This is a genomic window from Enterobacter sp. HG048, from assembly GCF_024702055.1.
Taxonomy (GTDB): Bacteria; Pseudomonadota; Gammaproteobacteria; order Enterobacterales; family Enterobacteriaceae; genus Enterobacter; species Enterobacter dykesii.
Window position 1 is genome coordinate 44,390 of the sequence record NZ_JANLIZ010000002.1, and the last position, 26,042, is coordinate 70,431.

The following is a 26,042-nucleotide window of genomic DNA, read 5'->3' on the forward strand; positions in this document are numbered from 1 at the left end:
TTTTCTTCGATATTTTCTAAAGTCTGCTTCAAGGGCGTCGATAACCTTGTTGACGGTGAGAGACGCCGTGAGTGTTAGGCACCGACCCTAGAAACCATTTTTGAAGGAATTAAAATTATGGCAGTTATCAATACTAACCTGTTGTCCCTGACCACTCAGAACAACCTGAACAAATCTCAGTCTTCTCTGGGCACCGCTATCGAGCGTCTGTCTTCCGGTCTGCGTATCAACAGCTCTAAAGATGACGCTGCTGGTCAGGCAATTGCAAACCGCATGAACTCTCAGATCAAAGGGATGACTCAGGCTGCACGTAACGCTAACGACGGTATCTCTCTGGTTCAGACCGCTGAAGGTAACCTGAACGAGATCAACTCCAACTTACAGCGTATCCGTGAGCTGGCTGTTCAGGCTGCGAACGACACTAACGGTACTACTGACTACACCTCAATCAGCACTGAAATCACTCAGCGCCTGGGTGAAATCGATCGTATCGCTGGCGCTGCTAACTTCAACGGCAAAAAACTGCTGGACGGTAGCCAGACAGCTTCCCTGAACATCCAGGTTGGTGCAGGTACTGGCGCAACTGATAGCATCGCTATCACCACTGGCGCACTGATCAACGCAAAAGCAACCAGCCTCGACACTGGACTGACCGGTACTATCACCGATAACAGCACTGCAAAAGCGTTCATCACTGCTGCAGACAACGCTATCTCCAAAATTGATACCGCGCGTTCTAACATGGGTGCGATTCAGAACCGTTTCGAATCTACCATCAACAACCTGAACAACTCTATCACTAACCTGTCTGCTGCTCAGTCCCGTATCCAGGACGCTGACTATGCAACTGAAGTTTCTAACATGTCTCGCGCGCAGATCCTGCAGCAGGCTGGTACTTCCGTGCTGTCTCAGGCAAACCAGGTTCCACAGGCTATGCTGTCCCTGCTGCGTTAATAGACGCCAAATATTTAAAAAAGGTTGCTGGAAACAGCAGCCTTTTTTTTCACTATTGTTCCGTAAAATCACCGGGTGGTAATCTGTAAAATAAGGCTGCATTTATCAGCGTTTTCCCGCCATCACTCCTGAGACACAGTGTTACTCTGCCTAAAATCTCCTGTTCTGGTCGTCTGACGACAGTTTACCGAAGAGTTATAAGATGAGTGAATTCGCACGTAGCCGGGCTATGCGTCAGTTTTATCGGAATGTGTTTACCCGATTCATTGATCTGCCAGAAGCCGATATTATGCCTGCCAACATTACGGCCGAAATTTTCAGTTTTAAAAGCACTAATTTTACCGCTCTCCAACCGATGATTCGCGCGGCCGAAACGGGGCTGGATGCTGAAAAAGATGCGGCATTAAAAGACATGCTATGTGCCATCGTGCTGGCCAACAGTGCGCTTGATGAGTCCCGTACTGGCGATAAACAGATATTATCTTCATCCCAATGTGCACAGCTGACCGAATATGTTGTCTCGGCATTAAACGCCGACAGTAATATTCATTATCTTGTCGCCGCCATTCAGCTACTGTTTCGCGTAAATGAAATCAGCTCAGCACTATTCTTAATAAACAACAACCTTTCGCTGGTCAGCAATTCGGCACCTGTGCTGAAAATCCTGCTGTTAATCTGTTTAATTGAAAATGATTTCAACCAGGCGATGGTTGTTATCCAGGCCCTGACGGCAGACGCTGCATTAATCGGCGAAGACCCTATGGCCCTGTTGATGATTACTTGCGGCATCTACCGGCTTGGAGGCATTCCGGATTCTTACATTGATTTTAGATCGCTTAAAGCGAGCGAGTACGTAGCGGTGAAGGGGGCCTGGGAAAACTGGATTGTAAAAACCTCAGAGACCAAAACGACGGTATTGCTAACCTGCACTCGCGAAGAATATTTCGAACACGCCGTACCGACGCTTTACTCCCTCTATGAAACCAATCGCGACGTCCTGGATGTTCACGTTCACGTTTTCAATGGTAGCAATGAGATAAAAGAAAGTCTGCTGGCGCTTCGGGAACAATTTCCCGAGCTCAATCTCTCTGCCAGCCATGAGACGATCGGCAGCAATACGGACACCTCAGTGATCAGCGCTGCGCGTCGCATTGTTTTCCTGCGCCATGCTCTGAGCACTTTTAATACATCTGTTATTGCCATTAATTCAAATGTGCTTGCGCGTAAACCCTGGGCCGAGCCCGACGCGTCGCTACTGTTGTTACAAACCGAAGACTCACCGTTCTGGGAAGAGGTCTTTGCCGGTTTTATCTACGCCAGACCTTGCGGCATCGCACAACGCTATCTCGATCGGGCCGCACACTTTATCGACGTTAACCTTACCAGCGGCAACTGTGCGCCGGGCCTGGAACAGGTCGCACTCTTTGCGTGCCTGGATAGCCTTTCGCCACAAGACCAGCATTCGATTACCCGTGCTGAGCGTTGCGCAGTACTGGGTAGCCCCGCTGTGGATGAGGCGTTTTGCTGGGTGGCGATGAAGGCAGAGGGCCCCTATCAGGAGTTTAAATCAACACTTATCGGTAAATACCAACGCTAAACACTGGCCCTGTAATAACGAGAATCTGGAATAAACGTGACGACAATGTATCCCAACCAACGGGTCAGCCCTGAGACCCTTTATGCTGCTGCGGCACTTAATCTCCTGGCCACGCCGGTTCCTGCATTTGCTCATGTCATGGAGATTGGTTGTGGATCAGCAACGAGCCTCATTATGCACGCCTGGGCTCACCCGGAGAGTATAGCTATTGGTGTGGATATTGATGGACAGGCGATCCTGAAGGGGAAGCAGTTGGTTGCAGGGCTGGGTTGTCAGAATGTTGAACTGTTTGAGGCAGGGTTAGGGGATTTGCTTGCGGTCGATCCCGGCGAGTTTGATTACATCATTGTCCACCAGAGTTTTGCTTTTCTGGGCAAAAGCGAGCGAGAAGCACTCTTGCAGTGGTGTCACGCGCATTTATCCATAAATGGTGTTATCGCCATAAAATGGTCTGTGCTGCCGGGAAGTTCAGCGCGTCTCGCGTTGGGTGAAGCGCTACGCTTTCATCTTGAACGGGCAGAAGCGGGCAGCGATCTGCTGGCTTCTGCCCGTGCCATGCTGAGTTTTATGCTATTAACACTGGAGGAAAGCGCGCTCAAGAACGAAGTCCTACGTGCTGAAAAAATGGACGACAACGCACTGATTCTCGCCTTCTTAACCCCGACTGACGGGGCATGTACTTTGGCTGCCTTCTGTTCACAGGCGGAACAGGTGGGTCTGCAGTATCTGGGCGATATCCTTCCGCAGTCAGAGCTAGGAAGCTATTATAATCCGACAATTGAAGAACTGCTCGAGGCCGTCAGTGCCGGAGCCAGCAGAACAATGGCACAGCAGTATCTTGACTATGCCGTGCAGCGCTCAGAACGCTTTACTCTGCTGTGTCACCTGAATAGCCACCAGCCTCCCATCAAACCGGATCTTAATCAGCTTAGAAACCTGCACTGGGCCGGAAGCTTTGTGCCGGTCGAAATGGATCCCGCAAAAGCACCGCATCAATTCAGGAACAGTAACGGTCGAATCATTCGCACCGACAACGCCGTTATTATCCGCATCATGGAATTGCTGGGTAATGTCTGGCCGATGTCCTTAAGTTTCGAGCAGCTACTGCTCAACTGCCACGCCCCTGAAACGCAGGAGGATTATCAGGATACGGTCCTGGATGCCCTCACAACGCTGTTTATGACAGGCGCGGACGGCCTCTTTTGGAGTGCGGCTCCTGGCCCCTATAACGCTGCGCAAAACGATGAGCTGGCACCGGTGGGGGTGCTGCCTTCCGAACAGCCGTTGGATGCCATCCGCATCATGAATTTGTGGGGAGAGTGGGTCTCCTTAACGCCCGACGAGTGGCGTTATCTTCAGTACGATATGAACAGAGCAGGGCAGGCAAACTGGCAACACTACTCGTCGCTGAAAATTAAAGGGCTGCTGACGGGCTCTCCGGAGGCATGGAAAAAAAATCTGCAGTGTTTTCTGCGTGCGGGCATGCTCGACGTACTCAAATCGCAGCTTTCGCTGCTGTTATTATTGAGCGTCGACAAGGCACAGGGGGGATTGTTGCTGAAGGGCAACGCCGAATCCGAATTAGCCGATCCTGACGTCGATGCCATTTATGCACGAGCGAACAGTCTCATTCAGGAAGGGCGATCTAAAGAAGCCCGGGAGTACGCTCGCGCATTGATGGAGAAAAAACCCGACAATATTCATGTGCTTCGCTGCTACTCAAAAACGTGCGTCTTAACCTCTGCCTGGGATGACGCTCTGGCATCGCTTTGTACGCTAATGGGATATTATTTTTCCAGCCTTGATATCTATTATGATCTCGCCACGGTACTTCAGCGCAAGCGTGAGTTTTACGGTTCGCGGCTGATTGTCCGTACTTTACTGCGCCTGAATAAAAAAAATATTGATTACTGGCTCAGTATGGCATCGCTGCACCATGCTTACGGCGATATGTCGTTGGCAGAAAAATGCTGTAGGGAAATTATGCGTTTTCAGCATCCCGGCCCAAGTTCGCTTGGACTCACCGGCATTGTCCTGAGTGACAACCATAAAATGGCAGAAGCGCGCTATTTTATGGAAAAGGCTGTTGAGCTCAGTAATTACAATTTTGGTTACTTCAGCAATTTACTTTTTGTGATGAGTCATGACGCTAGCGTGAAGGCTGAAGAGCTGCTGGAAAAGCATATCGAGTTTGGCCGTCGTACGGCGTCCTGGGCTGAAGAGACCGGGGTAAAGCTGACGCTAACTAATTCCCTGGAACCTCAGCGCAAACTTCGGCTCGGTTTTGTTTCCGGAGATTTGCGTAAACATCCGGTGGCAAATTTCCTGCTGCCATACTGGGACGCCATTAATCGCGAAAAATATGATTTGGTTGCCTATAACACGCTTTTCCTGGAAGAGGATGACGTTTATCGCCACCTGCGTCAGAGCGCTACCCTTTGGCGCCAGGTTGATGCTATCAGCGATATTGAGCTGGCGAAACTGATCGCAGAAGATGGGATTGATATTCTGTTCGATTTATCGGGCCATACCGCTTATAACCGGCTACCGGTCTTCGCTCTGCGCCCGGCACCGATCCAGATTACATGGATAGGATACCCTGGCACCACCGGGATGAAAGAGATGGATTATATTCTGCTTTCGGCGAGCCTGGCACAGTCTCCGGCCCTTGAAAAACAGCTGGTGGAAAATGCGATGTTCGTGGCGACGCGTAAGAGTTTCGAACCTCACCCGCGAAGCCCCGATATTAACCCCTTACCTGCGCTGCACAATGGTTTTATCACGTTTGGAAGCTTCAACCGGTCAAAAAAAATAAATGACCAGGTTCTGAATACGTGGGCTTCAATTTTGCACGGCTACCCTGAAAGTCGTCTCTTAATCGGTAATATGACCGATGCCGAAATGATCTCTGCCATGACGAAGCGCTTTAAACAGCGTGGAGTTTCGCAAGACAGATTACTTTTCCGTGGTCTGGTCGAACTGGACGAATACCTGGCTCTGCACCATGAAATCGATATTTTACTTGATGCCTACCCCTACAGCGGCGGAACAACGACGCATCATGGAGCCTGGATGGGCGTTCCGACAATTACAATGAATGGCCCGACCATACCCTGCCAGCAGGGAGTAGATATTATGCGTTCTTACGGGCTGGAACAGTTTATCGCTGATGATGAGGATGATTATATTTATAAGGCAATTGGCTGGCGTCAACATATTCCAGCGTTAGCTGAAATACGTCTGGGGATGCGGGATAGGATCCCGGTTAATCCCTTGCCAGATTTTAATGTTGCCGAAAATTTTGAGCGGGCGCTGCGTGAAGCATGGGAAATCTATTGTCGGGGAGAAATGCCACATCCGTTTCTCATTGCCGAGGAGCGTTCGTGAATGGCAATCGATTATCAGGCTGCCAGTTGGGCAAAATTTAACGGTATCAATACCGAGGTACGCTATGAATGAAATTTACGTAACCAGTCCATTTTTGCCCCCTTTGGAGGAGTTTATTCCTTATCTGGAGAAAATCTGGCAAAACAAGACTCTGACAAATGGCGGGCCTTTCCACCAGCAGCTGGAAGAGGCTCTTGCGCAATACCTTGGCGTTAAACACCTTTCTCTATTCGCTAACGGTACGCTGGCGCTGTTGACGGCATTTCAGGCATTGCGTCTGAGCGGAGAGGTAATCACTACGCCGTATTCCTTTGTGGCGACCTCACACAGTTTGCTGTGGAATGGCTTAACGCCTGTCTTCGCTGATATTGATCCACGAACCTATAATATTAACCCGGATTGCATCGAAGAATTAATTACGCCAAATACCACGGCCATTTTGCCGGTCCATTGTTATGGTATCCCTTGCGACATCGACAAAATACAGAAAATTGCTGACGTCTATGGCTTACGGGTAATTTATGATGCCGCGCATGCGTTTAATGTTCGAAAAAATGATATCAGCATTCTAAACCATGGTGATTTGTCGGTACTCAGCTTCCATGCCACCAAAGTTTTTAATACCTTTGAAGGGGGGGCGATCATTTCCCAGGATCTTAAAACTAAACAGCGCATCGACTATCTAAAGAACTTTGGTTTTGCCGGTGAGACCCGCATCGTTGCACCAGGTATAAACGCCAAAATGAATGAAGTGGAAGCGGCATTTGGTCTTCTACAACTTAAGCATATTGATAAAGCTCTGGAAGAACGCAAAGCGATTCATCAACGCTATCGCGAGCTGTTAAAAGGACTGGAAGGATTAACGTTTGTCGACGTGCCAGACGATGTGAGCTGGAACCATGCATATTTCCCGGTGCTCATTGAGCCGAAATTTGGCATGAGTCGCGATGATGTTTATACATTATTTAAAGCTGACGGCATTCTGACTCGCCGCTATTTCTATCCGTTAATTAGTTCTTTTGCGATGTACAGAGGGTTTCCTTCTTCTGCTGAAGAGCATCTGCCTGTTGCCAATGATATCGCCGACAAGGTGCTGTGCCTTCCAATTTATCCCGGATTAACGCCAGAGGATCAAGATCGCGTAGTGAATGCTCTTAGACGCGCATCTCTGTCTGGTGAGGTACCGTCTAACGAGTCGGCAATATACGCGGGGCTCGTAGTATGACCGTGATGCGCACTGCAATGATCCTGGATGCGGGTTTTGCCTCACTGCCGTTACAACAGGCCATAAAAGCGGCGGGTTTTCGTACGCTCGCCTGTAGCGGCAAAGCTCAGGATGCAGGTATGAAATATGCCAACGCGACCTGCGTGCAAAATTATGCCGATAGCAAAGCCGTACTGGCGATTGCCCGTAATGAAAAAATTACTGCGCTATCCCCCGGCGTAACCGATGTGTCCTATCTTTCAGGTTGCCGTGTGGCGGATGAGCTTGGCCTTCCAGGCTTCGACTCACCCGAAGTCAGCGATCTTCTCTTTTTGAAAGATCGCTTCAGAAAATGGGCCAGCGCCCAAGGCTACCCAATACCGCGGGCTGTAAGAAGCCCGCAGGACGCGCACTTGCTAGCATTCCCGCTGCTGGTTAAACCTGTTGATGCTTACAGTGGTATGGGGATTTCACTTATTCATCAGCCGTCAGAGTTGGATGAGGCGGTAAAAATCGCCTGCTCTGCATCGCCGGGAGGGCAGTGTGTCATTGAAACATTCTGCCAGGGAGCCCTATATAGCCATTCTGCTTTTATTCGCAATGGGCAAATTGTCTGCGAATTTTTTGTTGATGAGTTTTGCACGGTCTATCCGTGGCAGGTAAATAGCAGTTGCTTGAGCGTCAATCTCAGCGAGCTGATGCGCGACCGCATCAGCGAGTGTATGCAGGCCATTGTCAGTGATTTAGCTCTGGTGGATGGTTTGTTGCACACGCAACTCATCGCTGACGAACAGGATTTTTGGTTGATTGAAGTCACCCGCCGATGCCCAGGCGATCTCTACTCGAAATTGATTGAACTCTCGACGGGCGTAGATTATTGCCGTGAATTTGTGTTGCCCTTTATCGGTGGGGAGAGTGCGTTCCCGAATCGGCGACCGGCGCGCCAGCGATACGTTGCGCGCCATACGGTCTCTTGCGAACGGCAGAGCCGATTTTTTGGCTTCAGCTACGCTCCGCTACCAGCCACGATCATTCAAACTATCCCGCTGAAAAAGCCGGGCGATGAACTCGGACCAGCACCAGAGGATCGTGCCGGACTGGTTTTTGCTGAATTTACCGAACTCAATGCCATGGCACGCTACACGCCGCAGCTAAAAAACTATTTCTCATTTAATTCATTGTAAGGACCGGATTATGCACAGGCCTCTGTCTCTCGGGTTTATCGGCGGTGGGATCAATTCTGCCATCGGTCTCACTCACAACATCGCTAGTCAAATGGACGGGCATTTTCAGCTTACAACGGGCTGCTTTAGCCGCGATACGTCGCTGAACCAGCAGACGGGTCGAGCTTGGGGGGTTAAAGACGAGGCCATTTACTCCAGCGCAGTCACATTGCTTGAAGAACAACATGCGCAGATGGATGCTGTCGTCATACTGACGCCCACACCCTCACACCGTGAAATTATCCTGGCCTGTCTGGAGTATGGCCTGCCGGTGATCAGTGAAAAAGCGATGGTTGCAAGTGTAGGCGACGCGAGGGATATCGCCCGGCGAGTCTTCGAGATGAAAGGACAACTGTACGTCACCTATAACTACACCGGTTATCCCATGGTTCGCGAATTGCGTAATCGTCTGCTTAGCGGCGAGTTGGGCAAAATTCAGCATGTTATGGTTGAAATGCCCCAGGAAGGGTTTATTCGCAGCCGCGAGGATGGCAGTGTGCCTCAGCCTCAGGAATGGCGACGAGTTGATGGGGATATTCCTACTGTTTCGCTCGACCTGGGTGTCCATGTGCACCAGCTGGTGGAGTTTCTGACGGATAAGCAAGCCGAAGATGTCTATGCGATCAACAGCACCTTTGCCCGCGTATCGGACGTTATCGATACGATTAACCTGATCTCCCGCTATAGCGACGACATGGTCTGTAACTACTGGTACGGCAAGGCAGCGCTCGGTTACCGCAATGGTTTGCGAATCCGTATATATGGGTCAGAAGGCAGCGCAGAATGGCTGCAAATGGAGCCAGAATATCTCCGACTCGCCGATCGGCATGGCAACGTGCGTCTGATTGATCGAACGGCAGGGGACAACAAGGTGGCTAATCAGCCTCGCTATTGTCGTTTTAAAGCCGGGCATCCTGCCGGATTCATTGAGGCATTCGCTAACTACTACGCCGACATCGCCGCTAGTTTACGCGGTGAACCTACGGAATATAGCTTCAGTTGTGATACGGCCGTTCGCGGTCTCGAGTTTCTCGAAAAAGCGCAGCAGAGCGCCGTGACGTCTGCCAAAGTCAATTTACATCGCTAATAAAGGTTGAGCTGAGGACTACATGACATTACTCGAACAGATACAGGGCTACGATAATCATTTCTTCAAGGGCATCCGCGACATGCGCGCCAACGGACTTCCGCTGGTTCTCTATGGAGCCGGTTGCCTTGGGCAGATGACCGCGGAATTTATGTTCCGGGAAAATATGCCTCTCGATAAGGTAGCGTTAAACCGACAATACATCACTGAAGGCATGACCTTCCATGGCCTGCCGGTGGTGGCAATTGAAGACCTTATCGAACAACCCGGTAAATTTAACTGTATCGTTGCGCTGCAATACGTCCGTGATGCATTGCAACAGGAATTACGTCGCGGCGGCGCAAACGTGCTGGTTTACGATCCTGCCTTTATCGGAGTCAGCACCACGCTGTGGTATACACAGTCGTTTTGTGACGAGCATAGCGATACCCTTGAAGCCGTCTATGCCGGCCTCGCGGACGAACGTTCAAGAGAAACGCTGGTCGCGTTCCTTAAACAGCGTCTCAGCGCAACCCGCGGCTATTACCAGGCAGTATACGAGCCAGTCCACTATTTTCCTGCCGATATACTCCGCCTGCAGAATAACGAAGTGTTCATTGATTGTGGTGCCTACAATGGTGATAGCATCGGCGCGTTTATGCAGGAAGTTGCCCATCAGGGCGTTGAGATCCCGGAGAAAATTGTCGGTTTCGAACCAGATGCCGGTAATTTTTCTCAGCTTTGTGATAATACCCGACAATGGCCATTCTGCCAGCCAGTGCAAAAAGGGGTATGGGAGAATAAAACCGTGCTCTCTTTTCAATCTGGAAATGCGCTCTCTTCGCGGCTTGTGGAGCAAAGCAGCGATACGGTTACGATTGAGCTCGATAGCATTGATAATATCTTGCAGGGCGGTAAAGCCACTTTCATAAAAATGGATGTCGAAGGTGCAGAGCTCAAAGCACTCCAGGGCGCCGCGGGCACCATTCGCGCCTGGCACCCACTATTAGCGATTAGTCTTTATCATAAGCCGGAAGATCTTCTGACTATTCCACAATATATTCAATCACTCAGCGCTGATTACCATTTTTATCTTCGTGGCCACCATCCGGAACTTGCTTTTGAACTGGTTTTATATGCTGTGCCGAAATCGAGGTTATTACAGTAATAGGCAAATAAACGCCCATTTCACCCATTATTCATCCAATTGATTGCCCTCCAGAATCGGATAATCATGCCGATAACTCAACTAACGCAGGGCTGTTTATCGTGAATTCACTCTATACCGCTGAAGGTGTAATGGATAAACACTCGCTGTGGCAGCGTTATGTCCCGCTGGTGCGTCACGAAGCATTGCGCCTCCAGGTGCGCTTGCCGGCGAGCGTGGAACTCGACGATCTGCTACAGGCGGGCGGTATCGGGTTATTGAATGCAGTTGACCGATACGACGCTCTGCAAGGAACGGCATTTACGACTTACGCAGTTCAGCGTATTCGTGGTGCGATGCTGGACGAGCTGCGCAGCCGCGACTGGGTGCCGCGCAGCGTTCGCCGCAACGCGCGCGAAGTGGCGCATGCGATGGGGCAGCTGGAACAGGAACTGGGACGTAACGCAACGGAAACCGAAGTGGCGGAACGTCTTGGCATTGCTGTTGAAGAGTATCGTCAGATGTTGCTCGATACCAATAATAGCCAACTCTTCTCTTATGACGAGTGGCGAGAAGAGCATGGCGATAGCATCGAGCTGGTGACGGACGAGCACCAGCAGGAAAACCCGTTACACCATTTAATGGAAGGGAATTTACGCCAGCGCGTCATGGAGGCTATTGAAGCTCTGCCTGAACGCGAACAGCTGGTGTTGACCCTTTATTACCAGGAAGAGCTTAACCTCAAAGAGATTGGCGCTGTTCTGGAGGTGGGAGAGTCGCGGGTGAGCCAGCTGCACAGCCAGGCCATTAAACGCTTACGAACCAAGCTGGGTAAGTTATAGGTGATTGATTCACCTTAAAAATGCCGCACAACGTATTGACAACCAGGAGTTATCATGACGGTGCAGCAATCTAAAAGACGGCCTTTAAGCCGCTACCTGAAAGACTTTAAACACAGCCAGACGCATTGCGCCCACTGTAACAAGTTACTCGATCGTATCACGCTGGTTCGCCGGGGCGAAATCGTCAATAAGATCGCGATTTCGCGCCTCGACACGTTGATGGACGAAGCAGCATGGCTCGAAGAGCAAAAAGAGTGGGTGGCGCTTTGCCGTTTCTGTGGTGATCTCCACTGCAAAGAGCAAAGCGACTTCTTCGATATTATCGGCTTCAAGCAGTTCCTGTTTGAACAAACGGAGATGAGCCACGGCACCGTTCGCGAATATGTCGTTCGCCTGCGCCGCCTTGGGCAACATCTGACCGTAAACAATATTTCTCGCGATCTGCTGAAAACCGGTTATCTGGATGAAAATCTGGAGCCGTGGCTGCCTGCGACCAGCACCAACAACTACCGGATTGCGCTGCGCAAGTATGCGCAATACAAGGTACAAATGCCGGGTGCCATAAAGCAGAAAGCCCACGCCGGAACAACTTCTGATATATATTAAAAAAGAATAAGATGTAGCGCAGTCGCCTTTGACGTGGCAGGCGATTTCTCTACACTACGTAAAAATTCCACTATATCGGGGTATTTATGAAATTTGCACTTCTGGGTCGTCAGGCGCTGATGGGTGTTATGGCCGTTGCGCTGGTTGCGGGCATGAGCGTGAAAACGTTCGCCGCAGAAAACCTGCTGAATAAAGTAAAAGAGCGCGGTACGCTGCTGGTCGGGCTGGAAGGAACCTATCCTCCGTTCAGCTTCCAGGGCGATGACGGTAAGCTGACCGGTTTTGAAGTGGAGTTTGCTGAAGAGCTGGCGAAGCACCTCGGCGTTAAAGCGTCACTGAAACCGACCAAATGGGACGGTATGCTGGCGTCGCTGGATTCCAAACGTATTGATGTGGTGATTAATCAGGTAACCATTTCTGACGAGCGTAAGAAGAAATATGACTTCTCTACGCCGTACACCGTGTCCGGTATTCAGGCGCTGGTGAAGAAAGGCAACGAAGGCTCCATCAAAACGGCTGCGGATCTGAAAGGGAAGAAAGTCGGTGTCGGTCTGGGTACCAACTACGAAGAGTGGCTGCGCCAGAACGTGCAGGGCGTGGATATCCGTACCTATGATGATGACCCGACGAAATACCAGGATCTGCGCGTGGGCCGTATCGACGCCATTCTGGTTGACCGCCTGGCCGCGCTGGATCTGGTGAAGAAAACCAACAATACGCTGGCGGTAGCGGGTGATGCGTTCTCTCGTCAGGAATCAGGCGTGGCCGTTCGTAAAGGTAACGAAGACCTGGTCAAAGCGATTGATTCCGCGATTGCTGACATGCAAAAAGACGGCAGCCTGAAGGCGCTCTCCGAGAAGTGGTTCGGTGCAGACGTCACCAAATAAGTCTTTTGACGTAAAAAAAGGCGCTTTTAAAAGCGCCTTTTTTATTTCTTACGCGTCTGCGTGCATAATGAAAAATATCACATTTTGTCTGAGTTACCGGAGAACCCATGCCACTACAGAATTTAACGCGCTTTCCCCGCCTGGAGTTTATCGGCGCGCCAACGCCGCTGGAGTACCTGCCGCGATTTTCTGATTATTTAGGCCGCGATATTTTTATTAAGCGTGATGACGTGACGCCGATGGCGATGGGGGGCAATAAGCTGCGCAAGCTGGAGTTTCTGGCGGCTGACGCACTGCGCGAAGGCGCGGATACGCTCATTACCGCCGGGGCTATCCAGTCCAACCACGTTCGTCAGACGGCGGCAGTGGCGGCAAAGCTCGGACTCCACTGCGTGGCATTGCTGGAAAACCCGATTGGCACGCGGGCAGAAAACTATCTCACCAACGGTAACCGCCTGCTGCTGGACCTGTTTAACGTGCAGGTTGAGATGGTCGATGCGTTGACCGACCCGGCCGCGCAGCTCGACGAGCTGGCGACGCGTCTGGAAGCGCAGGGTTTCCGCCCCTACGTTATCCCCGTCGGCGGTTCGAACGCCCTGGGCGCGCTGGGGTATGTAGAAAGTGCGCTGGAAATCGCGCAGCAGTGCGAGGGCGCGGTGAGCCTCTCCTCCGTGGTTGTCGCGTCCGGGAGTGCGGGCACGCATGCCGGGCTGGCGGTGGGGCTGGAACAACTGCTGCCGGACGTCGAGCTGATTGGCGTGACGGTGTCCCGCAGCGTCGCGGAACAGAAGCCAAAAGTGGTTACATTACAGCAGGCGGTAGCCGCGCAGCTCGAGCTGAAGGCAAAGGCCGATATTCTGCTCTGGGACGACTATTTTGCGCCGGGTTACGGTACGCCTAACGAAGAGGGCATGGAAGCGGTGAAGCTGCTGGCGCGCCTCGAGGGGATACTGCTCGATCCGGTCTATACCGGCAAAGCGATGGCCGGACTGATTGACGGCATTGCGCAGAAACGCTTTAAGGATGAAGGGCCGATTTTATTTGTCCATACCGGCGGGGCGCCTGCGCTGTTTGCCTATCATCCTCATGTCTAAAAATCAGGTCGAAAAATAATAATGCAAGAAAGTATTCAACTGGTTATTGATTCTCTGCCGTATCTGCTGAAAGGTGCGGTATTTACGTTACAGCTCAGTATCGGCGGGATGTTCTTCGGGCTGGTGCTGGGATTTGTGCTGGCATTAATGCGCATGTCACCTATCCTGCCGGTACGCTGGCTGGCGCGCTTTTATATCTCCGTATTTCGCGGCACGCCGCTTATCGCCCAGCTCTTTATGATCTACTACGGATTGCCGCAGTTTGGTATCGAGCTGGATCCGATTCCGGCAGCGATGATTGGTCTGTCGCTCAATACCGCGGCGTACACGTCAGAAACCCTGCGAGCAGCGATCTCCTCCATTGACAAAGGGCAGTGGGAAGCGGCGGCCAGTATCGGGATGACGCCATGGCAGACGCTGCGTCGGGCCATTCTGCCGCAAGCGGCACGCGTGGCGCTTCCACCGCTGAGTAACAGCTTCATTAGCCTGGTGAAAGATACGTCCCTGGCGGCAACGATTCAGGTACCGGAACTGTTCCGTCAGGCGCAGCTCATTACTTCGCGCACGCTTGAAGTCTTTACCATGTATCTGGCCGCCTCGCTGATTTACTGGGTGATGGCGACGGTGCTGTCTGCTCTGCAAAACTACTTCGAAAACCAGCTTAACCGCCAGGAGCGTGATCCAAAATGAGTGCTATCGACGTCAAAAACCTGGTGAAAAAATTCCACGGTCAAACGGTGCTCCACGGGATCGATCTTGAAGTCGAGCAGGGTGAAGTGGTGGCGATTATCGGACCGAGCGGTTCGGGAAAGACGACGCTGCTGCGCAGTATTAACCTGCTAGAACAGCCGGAAGGCGGCACCATTCGGGTAGGGGACATAACGATTGATACAGGAAAATCCATCAGCCAGCAGAAAGGGTTAATTCGCCGCCTGCGCCAGCATGTCGGCTTCGTTTTCCAGAACTTTAACCTCTTCCCGCACCGTACGGTGCTGGAGAACATCATCGAAGGGCCGGTTATCGTTAAAGGTGAGTCAAAAGAGGAAGCGACTGCGCGGGCTCGTGAACTGCTCGCCAAAGTTGGGCTGGCGGGGAAAGAGACCAGCTATCCGCGCCGTCTGTCTGGCGGACAACAGCAGCGTGTGGCGATAGCGCGCGCGCTGGCTATGCGCCCTGACGTGATCCTCTTTGATGAACCGACCTCTGCGCTCGATCCTGAACTGGTGGGTGAGGTGCTGAACACCATTCGCCAGCTGGCGCAGGAAAAACGGACGATGGTGATCGTGACGCACGAAATGAGCTTTGCACGCGATGTTGCTGACAGAGCCATCTTCATGGATCAGGGGCGGATTGTGGAGCAGGGGCCGGCGAAAAGCCTGTTCGCTAACCCTCAACAGCCGCGAACCCGTCAGTTCCTTGAAAAATTCCTTATGCAGTAGCATTTTCGCACTAATTTGCTCCAGAAATTTAGGCTGGAGCAAATTATTCTCCCTTCGGGGGCAGTCGTTTGTTTTTTTATTCCATCCAGCTCGGAAAAACCTTATCAATAGCAAAGTTAATTGTGCTATTGCCGATATTTTGTAGTTAGAAAAAAGTTTTATGTGTTAGGTTATATTCACCATAATAATGATTATTTTTTCAGAGGCTTCATTTAGTAAGTATGAAGGATTCAGACTTTTTCACCTGGCGACGGGATTGCTCCCTCCGGTTTCAGGAATTGACGAGTGCCGATGAGGTATATCGGGAGTTAGAGCAGCAAACTCAGGCGCTGGAATTCGATTATTACGCGCTCTGCGTGCGACATCCTGTGCCCTTTACGCGCCCTAAAATCTCTTTGCAGACCACTTATCCAAAGCCGTGGATGGCGCAATATCAATCCGCGAACTATTTCGCTATCGATCCGGTTTTAAAAGCGGAAAATTTCATCCAGGGTCATTTACCCTGGACAGACGCATTATTTGCCGAGGCGCAGGAATTATGGCATAGCGCCCAGGACCACGGTTTACGCGCGGGAATAACGCAGTGCCTGATGCTGCCTAATCATGCGCTCGGCTTCCTGTCTGTTTCTCGTACTAGTGTACTGGAAGGGCCTTTTGCCCGTGAGGAAATAGAACTGCGGTTGCAAATGCTGGTGCAAATGGCCTTAACTTCTCTGGTGCGTTTTGAAGATGAGATGGTCATGCCACCCGAAATGAAATTCAGCAAACGCGAGCGCGAAATTCTGAAATGGACTGCGGAAGGGAAGACGTCAGCGGAAATAGCGATCATTCTCTCTATCTCTGAGAATACCGTTAACTTCCATCAGAAAAATATGCAGAAGAAATTCAATGCGCCTAACAAAACCCAGATTGCGTGTTACGCGGCGGCAACGGGGCTGATCTGACAGGATAATACGTTCTGCGTGACAGACGAGGGAGCGGCTGAATGCACTGCATCCAGCCGTTTTTTGTTACTGGCGGTAGGCTTGTTTGATTTGCTTAACGGTGTTAGCAAATACCGCAGATTCAGCCTGGTCTTCCATCTCCGCGATTTGTTTTTCCATTTTAATGATCACACGACCGGCATCAGCCTGGCCCATCGCCTGCAGCATCAACGTTAGCAATGCTTTCAGGCAGTTTACTTCCTGTGCCAGTTCCTGGTTATTCTCCGCAGTGGCAAATTCAGGTGTGCTCATTTATTTTCCTCATTATTAAACGGCGCTAAAGCGCGACGACGAAAGTCAAGGCGGCGGAGTATACCACAAGCTGAAGCAAAAAATGCAGTGGTTGTTTTTTGTACTTTTACGTGGATGTTTAATTGCGTAAACAGAACGTACCGGTAAACTTAACCGCCGTTAAAGGCTATTAATTGTTTATGCCCGGCTCGCTTGCCGTTAATTATTGTTACAAAAATTTGAGATCTGTTTTTTTGCAGGAAAAGCCTGCAAGTTTTTTGTAACTTTTTGAATACAGATGCTTAAAAAAAGCTGCAAAAGCCCTGAATGCATGGTCTCTCTTTCCACGGACTGTACAGCCTAATTTCCAAAAACGAGAGCAAAATCGAATAGCCGGTTTTTTAACGTTTTAATCTTGCGAGGAAAACCGTTAATATAAACCAAATTATCACTCAGTAGCGTTATCCCTATTCTGGAGACATTTCCTTTGATCAACGTCCTTCTTGTTGATGACCACGAACTGGTGCGCGCAGGGATACGACGCATTCTTGAAGATATTAAAGGTATTAAAGTTGCCGGTGAAGCGTGCTGCGGCGAAGATGCGGTAAAATGGTGCCGCACAAACTCGGCCGATGTGGTACTGATGGATATGAACATGCCCGGTATCGGTGGTCTTGAAGCAACACGCAAAATCGCGCGTACCTTTGTTGATACCAAAGTCATCATGCTGACCGTGCATACCGAAAACCCACTGCCCGCGAAAGTGATGCAGGCGGGTGCAGCGGGCTACCTGAGTAAAGGTGCTGCGCCGCAGGAAGTCGTCAATGCAATCCGTTCCGTGTTTGCCGGACAGCGCTACATAGCTTCCGACATTGCCCAGCAGATGGCGCTGAGTCAGATCGAGCCCGAGAAAACCGAATCACCGTTTGCCAGTTTGTCCGAGCGTGAATTACAGATTATGCTGATGATCACCAAAGGTCAGAAGGTAAATGAGATCTCGGAACAGCTGAATCTTAGCCCGAAAACGGTGAACAGCTATCGTTACCGGATGTTCAGTAAACTGAACATTCATGGCGACGTTGAACTGACGCACCTGGCCATTCGGCACGGTTTGTGTAATGCGGAGACGTTGTTAAGTCAGTGAGTGATGTGTTCGATTCAAAAGCATTTCTGAAAACCGTAACCAGCCAGCCTGGCGTCTATCGCATGTATGACGCTGGCGGTACGGTTATCTACGTGGGGAAGGCAAAAGATCTTAAAAAACGCCTCTCCAGCTATTTTCGCAGTAACCTGGCCTCCCGTAAGACCGAAGCGCTGGTCTCACTCATTCAGAATATTGATGTCACCGTCACGCACACCGAGACAGAAGCGCTGCTGCTTGAGCACAATTATATTAAGCTCTACCAGCCTCGCTATAACGTCCTGTTGCGTGATGATAAATCCTACCCGTTTATTTTTCTGAGCGGCGACACCCATCCGCGCCTCGCCATGCACCGCGGTGCAAAACACGCTAAGGGCGAATACTTCGGGCCGTTCCCTAACGGCTATGCCGTGCGTGAAACGCTGGCGCTGCTGCAAAAAATCTTCCCGATCCGCCAGTGTGAAAACAGCGTTTACCGTAACCGCTCGCGCCCGTGCCTGCAGTACCAGATTGGACGCTGCCTGGGGCCCTGCGTGGAAGGGCTGGTAAGCGAAGAAGAGTATGCCCAGCAGGTGGATTATGTGCGCCTGTTCTTAGCCGGAAAAGACGATCAGGTCTTAACGCAGCTGATCGCGCGGATGGAAAAAGCCAGCGCCGCACTCGAGTTCGAAGAGGCCGCGCGTATCCGCGACCAAATTCAGGCGGTGCGCAGAGTCACTGAGAAACAGTTTGTCTCGAATACCGGTGACGATCTCGACGTTATCGGCGTAGCCTTTGACGCCGGGATGGCCTGCGTGCACGTGCTGTTTATTCGCCAGGGCAAAGTGCTCGGCAGCCGCAGCTATTTCCCGAAAGTGCCCGGCGGTACCGAACTGGGTGAAGTGGTGGAAACCTTTGTCGGCCAGTTCTATCTGCAGGGAAGCCAGATGCGCACGCTGCCTTCTGAGATCCTGCTCGATTTTAACCTTGACGATAAAACCCTGCTGGCCGATTCGCTCTCTGAACTGGCGGGCCGTCGGGTCAATGTACAGACCAAACCGCGCGGCGATCGTGCGCGTTATCTGAAGCTGGCACGAACCAACGCAGCGACGGCACTCACCACTAAGCTGTCGCAGCAGTCGACGGTGCACCAGCGCTTAGCGGCCCTGGCGGCGCTACTGAAGCTTCCGGAAGTGAAACGGATGGAGTGTTTCGACATCAGTCACACGATGGGGGAACAGACGGTGGCGTCTTGCGTGGTGTTTGATGCGAATGGCCCACTGCGCGCCGAGTATCGCCGCTATAACATCACCGGGATCACGCCGGGCGATGACTATGCTGCCATGAATCAGGTGCTGCGTCGTCGCTATGGTAAAGCCATAGAAGAGAGCAAAATCCCGGATGTGATCCTGATTGACGGCGGGAAAGGGCAGCTCGGCCAGGCGAAAGCGGTATTTGAATCGCTTGATGTCAGCTGGGACAAAAACCATCCGCTGCTGCTGGGTGTCGCAAAAGGGGCCGATCGTAAGGCCGGTCTGGAGACACTGTTCTTCGAGCCGGAAGGTGAGGGCTTCAGCCTGCCGCCGGACTCCCCGGCGCTGCACGTCATCCAGCATATTCGCGATGAATCACACGATCATGCCATCAGCGGTCACCGCAAAAAACGGGCGAAGGTGAAAAACACCAGTAGCCTGGAAACGATTGAAGGCGTGGGGCCAAAACGTCGCCAGATGCTGCTGAAATATATGGGCGGATTGCAAGGATTACTCAACGCCAGCATGGAGGAAATTGCAAAAGTGCCGGGTATTTCGCAAGGGCTGGCAGAAAAGATCTACTACTCGTTGAAACATTGAGGGCTCTGTAGCAACATAGAGCTAAATTTTACTGACAACAAACAGTTACCGTCATTATGCAATTTAATATCCCTACGTTGCTCACTCTCTTTCGTGTTGTACTCATCCCGTTCTTTGTACTGGCATTTTACCTGCCGGTTGTCTGGGCACCCTTTGCCTGCGCGTTGATCTTCCTTATCGCAGCGGTAACAGACTGGTTTGATGGCTACCTGGCGCGCCGCTGGAATCAAAGCACCCGTTTCGGCGCCTTCCTCGATCCGGTGGCGGACAAAGTGATGGTCGCGATCGCCATGGTGCTCGTGGCCGAGCACTATCATACCTGGTGGGTGACGCTGCCTGCGGCAACCATGATCGGCCGCGAGATCATTATCTCTGCGCTGCGCGAGTGGATGGCGGAACTGGGGAAACGCAGCAGCGTGGCGGTCTCCTGGATTGGTAAAGTCAAAACGACGGCGCAGATGGCGGCGCTGGTCTGGATGCTCTGGCGTCCGAACGCCTGGGTTGAGTGGGCGGGGATTGGCCTCCTGTGGGTGGCGGCAGTGCTGACGTTGTGGTCAATGCTGCAATATTTGAACGCTGCGCGCGGGGATTTGCTTGATCAGTGATCGTTTCGCCGTAATTTTCAGCAAACGATCCGGGGATACAAAAAATAACGTTGACTCATAACGTCATATCAGTAGAATGCAACGCATCGAACGGCGGCACAGCAAGCCGGACGATAATGAAATCAAGTGGTTAGATGTTTACTTGATGACATGCGGGAATAGCTCAGTTGGTAGAGCACGACCTTGCCAAGGTCGGGGTCGCGAGTTCGAGTCTCGTTTCCCGCTCCAGATTAAAGACATGCGCAGTAGCGGGTGTCAGTTTGAAAAGTTTTACGGCGCGTTAGCAAAGCGGTTATGTAGCGGATTGCAAATCCGTCTAGTCCGGTTCGACTCCGGAACGCGCCTCCACTTTCTTCCCGAGCCCGGATGGTGGAATCGGTAGACACAAGGGATTTAAAATCCCTCGGCGTTCGCGCTGTGTGGGTTCAAGTCCCACTCCGGGTACCATGGGAAACAAAGAATAATCAAAGCAATAAGCAGTGTCGTGAAACCACCGAAAGGTGGTTTTTTTGTGCCTGAAATCCGCCAGTCAAACCCCGCCCAAATACGCCTTCCTCACCTCCTGATTTCCCAGCAGCTCTTCGCCGCTGCCGCTCAACCGGATCTGTCCGTTCACCATCACATACCCACGGTCGGAAAGCTTCAGCGCGTGATGCGCATTCTGCTCCACCAGAAAGATGGTCATGCCGTTGCGGGCCAGCTCGCGCAGCGTCTGGAAGATCTGTTTCACCACAATCGGGGCTAAGCCCAGGCTGGGTTCATCCAGCAGCAGCAGCTTAGGACGGCTCATCAGCGCCCGGGCGATCGCCAGCATCTGCTGTTCCCCACCGGACATGGTCATCGCGCGCTGCTTGCGCCGCTCTTTAAGGCGAGGGAAGAGGTCAAACATGGTTTGCATATCTTCAGCCGCAAACTGGTTGCCGATGGGGATGGTCCCCATCAGCAGGTTCTCTTCAACGGTCATATCCGGGAAGATTCGTCTGCCTTCCGGCGCCTGCGCAATGCCGCCGGACGCGACGTAGTGGGTGGATTTATGGCTGATATCTTCACCACTAAACAGGATCTGCCCGCTGCAGATACGGGGCTGGCCGAAGATAGACATCAGCAATGTCGATTTGCCCGCGCCGTTTGCGCCAATCAGCGCCACGGTTTCCCCCTTATTCACCTCGAGTGAGACCTGCTTCAGCGCCTGAATGACGCCGTAAAACACATCCACCTCGCGAAATGCCAGCAGCGGTTCGCTCATAGGGTGACCTCGCTTTCGTCCGTGCCCAGATAGGCGGCAATGACCTTTTCGTCATGCTGGATCTGCTCGGGTTTACCTCTGGCGATGACATCGCCGTGGTCGAGCACGATAATGTCGTCCGAAATTTCCATCACCATCCCCATATCATGCTCAATCAGTAATACCGTGATGTCATGGTGATCCCGCAAAAAGCGAATAATGCTGCTGAGCTTATGCGTTTCAACCGGGTTAAGCCCGGCGGCGGGTTCATCCAGACAGATCATTTCCGGCCCGGTGCACATTGCTCGCGCAATTTCCAGTCGCCGCTGCTGGCCGTACGACATCTCTCCCGCCAGGCGATTGGCGCACTCCACCAGATCCACCACTTCCAGCCAGTAGAAGGCCCTGTCCAGGGCGTCGCTTTCCGCCCGCCGGTATGCCGGCGTATTTAAGATCCCGGCGAGAAGATTGCGGTTAACGCGCATATGCTGCGCGACCAGCAGGTTTTCCACGACCGACATCTCGCGAAAAAGACGGATATTTTGAAACGTGCGCGCCAGCCCTGCACGGTTGACCAGATGCGTTCCGCCGAACATTTTGTAGAACAGACGCTGCCCGAACTGCGCGGGGTTAATCCAGTCACCCGGCTGGAATTTTTGTCCGAGCACCTGAATAACGTTTGTCGTGTTATGGCGGGTATTAAATAAAATGTTGCCGCCGGAGGCTCTGTAGAAGCCCGTCAGACAGTTAAACACGGTAGTTTTTCCCGCCCCGTTTGGACCAATCAGGGCGGTAATTGAGTCGCGCTGTACGTCCAGATTGACGTCGTTTAGCGCCTTAATCCCGCCGAAGTGCATCATCAGATGTTCAACGCGCAATATCGTTCCGTTCATGGCGCGACGCCCTTACGCACGGCAAACCCGCTGCGGTTAATGCGGATCAAACCGCGTGGACGCCAGATCATCATCACCACCATGAGCATGCCAAACAGCAGGACGCGGTACTCGGCAAAACTGCGCAGCAGTTCCGGCGTGACCGTGAGCACAAAGGCGGCAAGCACCACGCCTAGCGTAGAGCCCATACCGCCCAGCACCACAATGGCGAGGATCAGCGCCGATTCAAAGAAGGTAAAGGAGGTGGGATTCACGAACCCCTGATAGGTGGCGAAGAATACTCCGGCAATGCCCGCGGTCGAGGCGCCCAGCGTAAAGGCCGACAGCTTAACCAGAACATGATTTAACCCCATTGATCGGCACGCTATTTCGTCTTCACGCAGGGCTTCCCACGCCCGACCAATCGGCATCCGCGTCAGGCGGTGCTTGATATAGAGCACCAGCATCACCACCAGGAACAGTACCGCGTAGATAAAAATAAACTTCATGTTCGGGTTGTAGGTCAGGTGGAAAAATTCGTGGAAGGGCACGCCGCCTTCTTTCGCGCGTCGTCCAAATTCCAGACCGAAAAAGGTGGGGGGAGGGGCCGAGACGCCGTTTGGACCGCCGGTGAAGGTCAACCAGTTGTTCAGTATCAGGCGAATGATCTCCCCGAACCCGAGGGTGACGATGGCCAGGTAGTCACCGTGCATGCGCAGTACCGGGAAACCGAGCAGGGCGCCTGCGGCGGCGGCCATGATGGCCGCCAGCGGCAGCATGCTCCAGAAACCTAAGCCGAGATACTGGTATCCCAGCGCCAGACCGTACGCCCCAATGGCATAGAAAGCGACATATCCCAGATCCAGCAGGCCGGCCAGACCCACGACGATATTCAGTCCCAGGCCGAGAAGCACGTAGATCAGCCCGAGAATGGCGACGGTCAGTACATATTTCGTGGCGACAAATGGAAAGCAAATCGCAAGTGCAATCACCAGAGGAATAATCCAGCGCATGCGGCTTTTATATTCCGGCTGCCGGACATATACGCCCGCGCTATCGACTTCGAAGCGCGCCTGAAAACGGGCACCCGCGGCGGTACCTAAAAAAGCGCTCAACAGAAAACGCCCGAGCATGACGATGCCGACCATCCAGGCCAGTCGCTGCCCGGCGAAGTTAAAGCTGTATCCGTCCAGCACCACGCCCGCAATGGGGCCGAAAATAATCAGTGCAATCAGCCCGGAAAAAATCGCGTCCTGGATGCAGCGTTTAAGTGAAAAACCGTGTGATGTCATCATTCTCTCCCTCACACTTTGGCCACAATCGGGCGCCCAAGCAGCCCCTGGGGACGGAAAATAAGGATCATGACCAGCAGGCCGAATGAGAAGACGTCTTTATAGTCCGAATTCACCATGCCCGAGAACTGGGCTTCCGCCACGCCCAGGATAAGGCCACCGAGCATGGCGCCGGGGAGGGAGCCGATGCCGCCGAGTACCGCTGCAGTAAAGGCTTTAATGCCGATGACGAACCCGACGTAGAAATCAAAGGTGCCGTAATTCATGGTGATCAACACCCCGGCCAGACCGGCCATCGCCGCGCCGATGACAAAGACCAGCGAAATAATCCGGTCGGTGTTAATGCCCAGAATGGAGGCCATCTTACGATCCTGCTGTACCGCGCGGCACATCCGGCCCAGCCGGGTATGGTTGATAATCCAGGTGAGCACCAGCATGCCGGCCAACGAGGCAACCAGAATAAACACTTTGGTGTAGGTTATCTGCACGAACCCGTCGCCCAGATGCAGGCGAATGACGCCATCCAGCATGGTCGGCACTCCTTGCTGACGCGGACCCTGGCTCAGCTGCGCGTAGTTTTGCAGAATAAGAGACATCCCGATGGCGGAGATCAGCGGTGCCAGGCGCGTGGAGTTGCGCAGCGGCTTGTAGGCGATACGTTCGATTGTCCAGCCGTACACTCCGGTGACCACGATGGTGAACACCAGCGTCCCAAGGATCAGCAGCGGGAACGACTGCAGACCGAAGAACGAGAGCAGCGCCAGGCCGATGGCGCAGAGATAGGCGGAAATCATATACACTTCGCCGTGGGCGAAATTGATCATCCCAATAATGCCGTACACCATGGTGTAGCCGATAGCGATTAAACCGTAGACGGAGCCCAGCGTTAAACCATTGATTAACTGTTGCAGGAAGAATGTACTCATCTTAGCGCGCTCGTTTTATAGGCTGCGCGAAGCGCGCAGCCTGATGTTTATTACGCGCCGGCGGGCAAACCCGCCGACGTTGAGCGTGACTCCGTCCCGTTACTGCACTTCCTTATATTTTCCTTTGTCGTCCCACTGGTAAACCACGTAGTCAGACACTTTCAGATCGCCTTTGCTGTCCCAGGCTTTTTTGCCCATCACCGTGTCGACGGAATTGGCTTTCAGCCATTCGCTGGCTTTGGCAGAGTCCTTGCCGCCGGTGGCCTTGAAGGCCGCGGCTATGGCCTGTACGGAGGCATAGGAGTAGAGGGTGTAACCTTCCGGCTCGAATTTACCAGCGCGGAATTTCTCGATAACCGCTTTACCGTCCGGGATAAGGCGCGGATCTTTACCGAAGGTCATGTAAATGCCGTTGGTATATTGCGGGCCACCCGCGGCGGTCACCATCTCCTCGTTGACAATACAGTCGCCGGAGAAGAATTTCGCCTGCACGCCCTGTTCACGCATCTGGCGAACCAGCGGGCCGGCTTCCGGGTGACAGCCACCGAAGAATACGATGTCCGGTTTTTGCGCGCCGATCTTGGTCACCAGCGCGTTAAAGTCTTTTTCACCGCGGGATAACCCTTCATACATCACATCCTGAACCCCGCGTTTCGCCAGCGCCGCTTTGGTGGCGTCAGCCAGACCCTGACCATAGGTGTCTTTATCGTGAATGATGACCACGCGTTTGGCTTTTAGCTTGTCGATGATGAAGTCGCTGGCAACCTGACCCTGCTGGTCATCGCGGCCGCACATGCGGAACATGTCGCTCATGCCGCGTTCGGTGATCAGCGGGTTAGTCGAGCCTGGGGTGATGGCGATAATGCCCGCATCGCTATACACCTCGGAGGCGGGCATGGTGGAAGAGGAGCAGAAATGGCCGACCACGGCGTTGACTTTATCCTGGTCAACTAAACGGTTGGCAACGGCCACGGCCTGCTTGGGCTCGCAGGCGTCATCCCCCTGAACCAGTTTGATCTTCTCGCCGTTAATGCCGCCTGCGGCATTAATGTCTTCAGCGGCCTGCGTTGCGCCGTGCCAGTACTGATCGCCATAGGTCGCATTGGGACCCGTAAACGGCCCGGCCACGCCAATCACAATATCTGCCCGGGCGGAAAACGCCGTCACCAGGCAACCGGCCAACACAAGAGAAAGAGGAGTTCTGATAAATTTCAGCGACATTATTATGTTCCTTAGCAAAGAGGTTTTTGCACCACGGCGTAAACCCGAACGCCCGACGGCGCAGCCAATCCGAAACACGAGCAAGAACAAAATGCACTAAACGAACAAAATACAGATGGCATCCTGCATATTACGGCGAGATTTCCCTGCACAGAGGCGCACGAAGAACGTTAAGCAAAAACGTTGCCAGAATGGTTAACCCATTGACGAGCTTGCGACATGTTTGAGTATAGAGCGCCGCGTTATGCCGCCTTGCGGGAGGAGAAGA

Annotated in this window: 23 protein-coding genes and 3 tRNA genes; 20 read left to right on the forward strand and 6 right to left on the reverse strand. The window is 52.5% G+C overall.

Features of this window, described 5'->3' with window-relative positions:
- The first annotated feature begins 117 nt into the window (after nt 1-117).
- The 14 genes from NUX24_RS03545 to sdiA all read left to right on the forward strand — a co-directional run bounded on the left by NUX24_RS03545 (nt 118) and on the right by sdiA (nt 16,390).
- Nucleotides 118-954: a flagellin gene (locus NUX24_RS03545; protein ID WP_047652381.1), complete on the forward strand. Its 837-nt coding sequence runs from the start codon at nt 118-120 to the stop codon at nt 952-954.
- A 202-nt stretch (nt 955-1,156) separates the two neighbouring features.
- Entirely contained in the window at nt 1,157-2,551 is a 1,395-nt protein-coding gene (locus tag NUX24_RS03550) for a hypothetical protein (RefSeq protein ID WP_257830029.1), read from the forward strand.
- A 45-nt stretch (nt 2,552-2,596) separates the two neighbouring features.
- Nucleotides 2,597-5,938: a bifunctional class I SAM-dependent methyltransferase/glycosyltransferase gene (locus NUX24_RS03555; protein ID WP_257830171.1), complete on the forward strand. Its 3,342-nt coding sequence runs from the start codon at nt 2,597-2,599 to the stop codon at nt 5,936-5,938.
- A gap of 64 nt (nt 5,939-6,002) precedes the next feature.
- Nucleotides 6,003-7,163: a DegT/DnrJ/EryC1/StrS aminotransferase family protein gene (locus NUX24_RS03560; RefSeq protein WP_047652378.1), complete on the forward strand. Its 1,161-nt coding sequence runs from the start codon at nt 6,003-6,005 to the stop codon at nt 7,161-7,163.
- Nucleotides 7,160-8,326: an acetyl-CoA carboxylase biotin carboxylase subunit family protein gene (locus tag NUX24_RS03565; protein ID WP_047652377.1), complete on the forward strand. Its 1,167-nt coding sequence runs from the start codon at nt 7,160-7,162 to the stop codon at nt 8,324-8,326. The genes NUX24_RS03560 and NUX24_RS03565 overlap by 4 nt, the downstream gene beginning before the upstream one ends.
- Nucleotides 8,327-8,336: 10 nt before the next feature.
- Nucleotides 8,337-9,452, forward strand: a complete 1,116-nt coding sequence (locus tag NUX24_RS03570) for a Gfo/Idh/MocA family protein (protein WP_126330214.1) — start codon at nt 8,337-8,339, stop codon at nt 9,450-9,452.
- 22 nt (nt 9,453-9,474) lie between these two features.
- Nucleotides 9,475-10,599 carry an FkbM family methyltransferase gene (locus NUX24_RS03575; protein ID WP_214576521.1) on the forward strand — a complete coding sequence of 375 codons (1,125 nt, stop codon included), beginning with the start codon at nt 9,475-9,477 and terminating at the stop codon, nt 10,597-10,599.
- 101 nt (nt 10,600-10,700) lie between these two features.
- The gene (locus NUX24_RS03580) at nt 10,701-11,420 is read left to right on the forward strand and encodes an RNA polymerase sigma factor FliA (RefSeq protein WP_014170714.1); all 720 of its coding nucleotides are present in this window, start codon (nt 10,701-10,703) and stop codon (nt 11,418-11,420) included.
- Between the two features lie 54 nt (nt 11,421-11,474).
- On the forward strand, nt 11,475-12,026 hold the full coding sequence (fliZ, locus tag NUX24_RS03585) for a flagella biosynthesis regulatory protein FliZ (RefSeq protein ID WP_008500339.1): 552 nt from the start codon (nt 11,475-11,477) through the stop codon (nt 12,024-12,026).
- A gap of 86 nt (nt 12,027-12,112) precedes the next feature.
- Nucleotides 12,113-12,913: a cystine ABC transporter substrate-binding protein gene (gene tcyJ / locus NUX24_RS03590; RefSeq protein ID WP_047652374.1), complete on the forward strand. Its 801-nt coding sequence runs from the start codon at nt 12,113-12,115 to the stop codon at nt 12,911-12,913.
- A gap of 107 nt (nt 12,914-13,020) precedes the next feature.
- Nucleotides 13,021-14,007: a D-cysteine desulfhydrase gene (dcyD, locus tag NUX24_RS03595; RefSeq protein WP_214576519.1), complete on the forward strand. Its 987-nt coding sequence runs from the start codon at nt 13,021-13,023 to the stop codon at nt 14,005-14,007.
- 21 nt (nt 14,008-14,028) lie between these two features.
- Entirely contained in the window at nt 14,029-14,697 is a 669-nt protein-coding gene (gene tcyL, locus NUX24_RS03600) for a cystine ABC transporter permease (RefSeq protein ID WP_014884380.1), read from the forward strand.
- Nucleotides 14,694-15,446, forward strand: coding sequence for an L-cystine ABC transporter ATP-binding protein TcyN (tcyN, locus tag NUX24_RS03605; protein ID WP_252040214.1), 753 nt, complete (start codon nt 14,694-14,696; stop codon nt 15,444-15,446). Before tcyL ends, tcyN begins: the two co-directional genes overlap by 4 nt.
- A 221-nt stretch (nt 15,447-15,667) precedes the next feature.
- Nucleotides 15,668-16,390, forward strand: a complete 723-nt coding sequence (sdiA, locus tag NUX24_RS03610) for a transcriptional regulator SdiA (RefSeq protein ID WP_257830030.1) — start codon at nt 15,668-15,670, stop codon at nt 16,388-16,390.
- Between the two features lie 66 nt (nt 16,391-16,456).
- Here the strand turns inward: sdiA and NUX24_RS03615 are convergent, their stop codons facing one another.
- Nucleotides 16,457-16,681 (reverse strand): DUF2594 family protein, encoded by a 225-nt coding sequence (locus NUX24_RS03615; RefSeq protein WP_008500345.1) that lies wholly within the window; start codon nt 16,679-16,681, stop codon nt 16,457-16,459.
- Between the two features lie 466 nt (nt 16,682-17,147).
- Here NUX24_RS03615 and uvrY point away from each other — a divergent pair, with 466 nt between their 5' ends.
- From uvrY to NUX24_RS03645, 6 genes are all read left to right on the forward strand, one after another.
- Entirely contained in the window at nt 17,148-17,804 is a 657-nt protein-coding gene (uvrY, locus tag NUX24_RS03620) for a UvrY/SirA/GacA family response regulator transcription factor (RefSeq protein WP_013096026.1), read from the forward strand.
- A complete protein-coding gene (uvrC, locus tag NUX24_RS03625; protein ID WP_126330206.1) occupies nt 17,801-19,633 on the forward strand; it encodes an excinuclease ABC subunit UvrC in 1,833 nt (610 codons plus the stop codon). Before uvrY ends, uvrC begins: the two co-directional genes overlap by 4 nt.
- Nucleotides 19,634-19,689: 56 nt before the next feature.
- Nucleotides 19,690-20,238, forward strand: a complete 549-nt coding sequence (gene pgsA / locus NUX24_RS03630; RefSeq protein ID WP_028019572.1) for a CDP-diacylglycerol--glycerol-3-phosphate 3-phosphatidyltransferase — start codon at nt 19,690-19,692, stop codon at nt 20,236-20,238.
- A 152-nt stretch (nt 20,239-20,390) separates the two neighbouring features.
- A tRNA-Gly gene (locus NUX24_RS03635) sits at nt 20,391-20,466 on the forward strand.
- Between the two features lie 46 nt (nt 20,467-20,512).
- Nucleotides 20,513-20,586: transfer RNA gene (locus tag NUX24_RS03640), tRNA-Cys, on the forward strand.
- A gap of 12 nt (nt 20,587-20,598) precedes the next feature.
- Nucleotides 20,599-20,685: transfer RNA gene (locus NUX24_RS03645), tRNA-Leu, on the forward strand.
- An 82-nt stretch (nt 20,686-20,767) separates the two neighbouring features.
- Here NUX24_RS03645 and NUX24_RS03650 read toward each other — a convergent pair.
- The 5 genes from NUX24_RS03650 to NUX24_RS03670 all read right to left on the reverse strand — a co-directional run bounded on the left by NUX24_RS03650 (nt 20,768) and on the right by NUX24_RS03670 (nt 25,774).
- Nucleotides 20,768-21,484 (reverse strand): ABC transporter ATP-binding protein, encoded by a 717-nt coding sequence (locus NUX24_RS03650; protein ID WP_257830031.1) that lies wholly within the window; start codon nt 21,482-21,484, stop codon nt 20,768-20,770.
- Complete coding sequence (locus NUX24_RS03655) at nt 21,481-22,356, reverse strand: ATP-binding cassette domain-containing protein (protein WP_257830032.1); 876 nt, start codon at nt 22,354-22,356, stop codon at nt 21,481-21,483. The genes NUX24_RS03650 and NUX24_RS03655 overlap by 4 nt, the downstream gene beginning before the upstream one ends.
- Nucleotides 22,353-23,627, reverse strand: coding sequence for a high-affinity branched-chain amino acid ABC transporter permease LivM (livM, locus tag NUX24_RS03660; protein ID WP_257830172.1), 1,275 nt, complete (start codon nt 23,625-23,627; stop codon nt 22,353-22,355). The genes NUX24_RS03655 and livM overlap by 4 nt, the downstream gene beginning before the upstream one ends.
- Nucleotides 23,628-23,638: 11 nt before the next feature.
- The gene (locus tag NUX24_RS03665; protein WP_257830033.1) at nt 23,639-24,553 is read right to left on the reverse strand and encodes a branched-chain amino acid ABC transporter permease LivH; all 915 of its coding nucleotides are present in this window, start codon (nt 24,551-24,553) and stop codon (nt 23,639-23,641) included.
- 99 nt (nt 24,554-24,652) lie between these two features.
- Nucleotides 24,653-25,774 carry a branched-chain amino acid ABC transporter substrate-binding protein gene (locus tag NUX24_RS03670; RefSeq protein WP_257830034.1) on the reverse strand — a complete coding sequence of 374 codons (1,122 nt, stop codon included), beginning with the start codon at nt 25,772-25,774 and terminating at the stop codon, nt 24,653-24,655.
- Nucleotides 25,775-26,042: the final 268 nt, after the last annotated feature.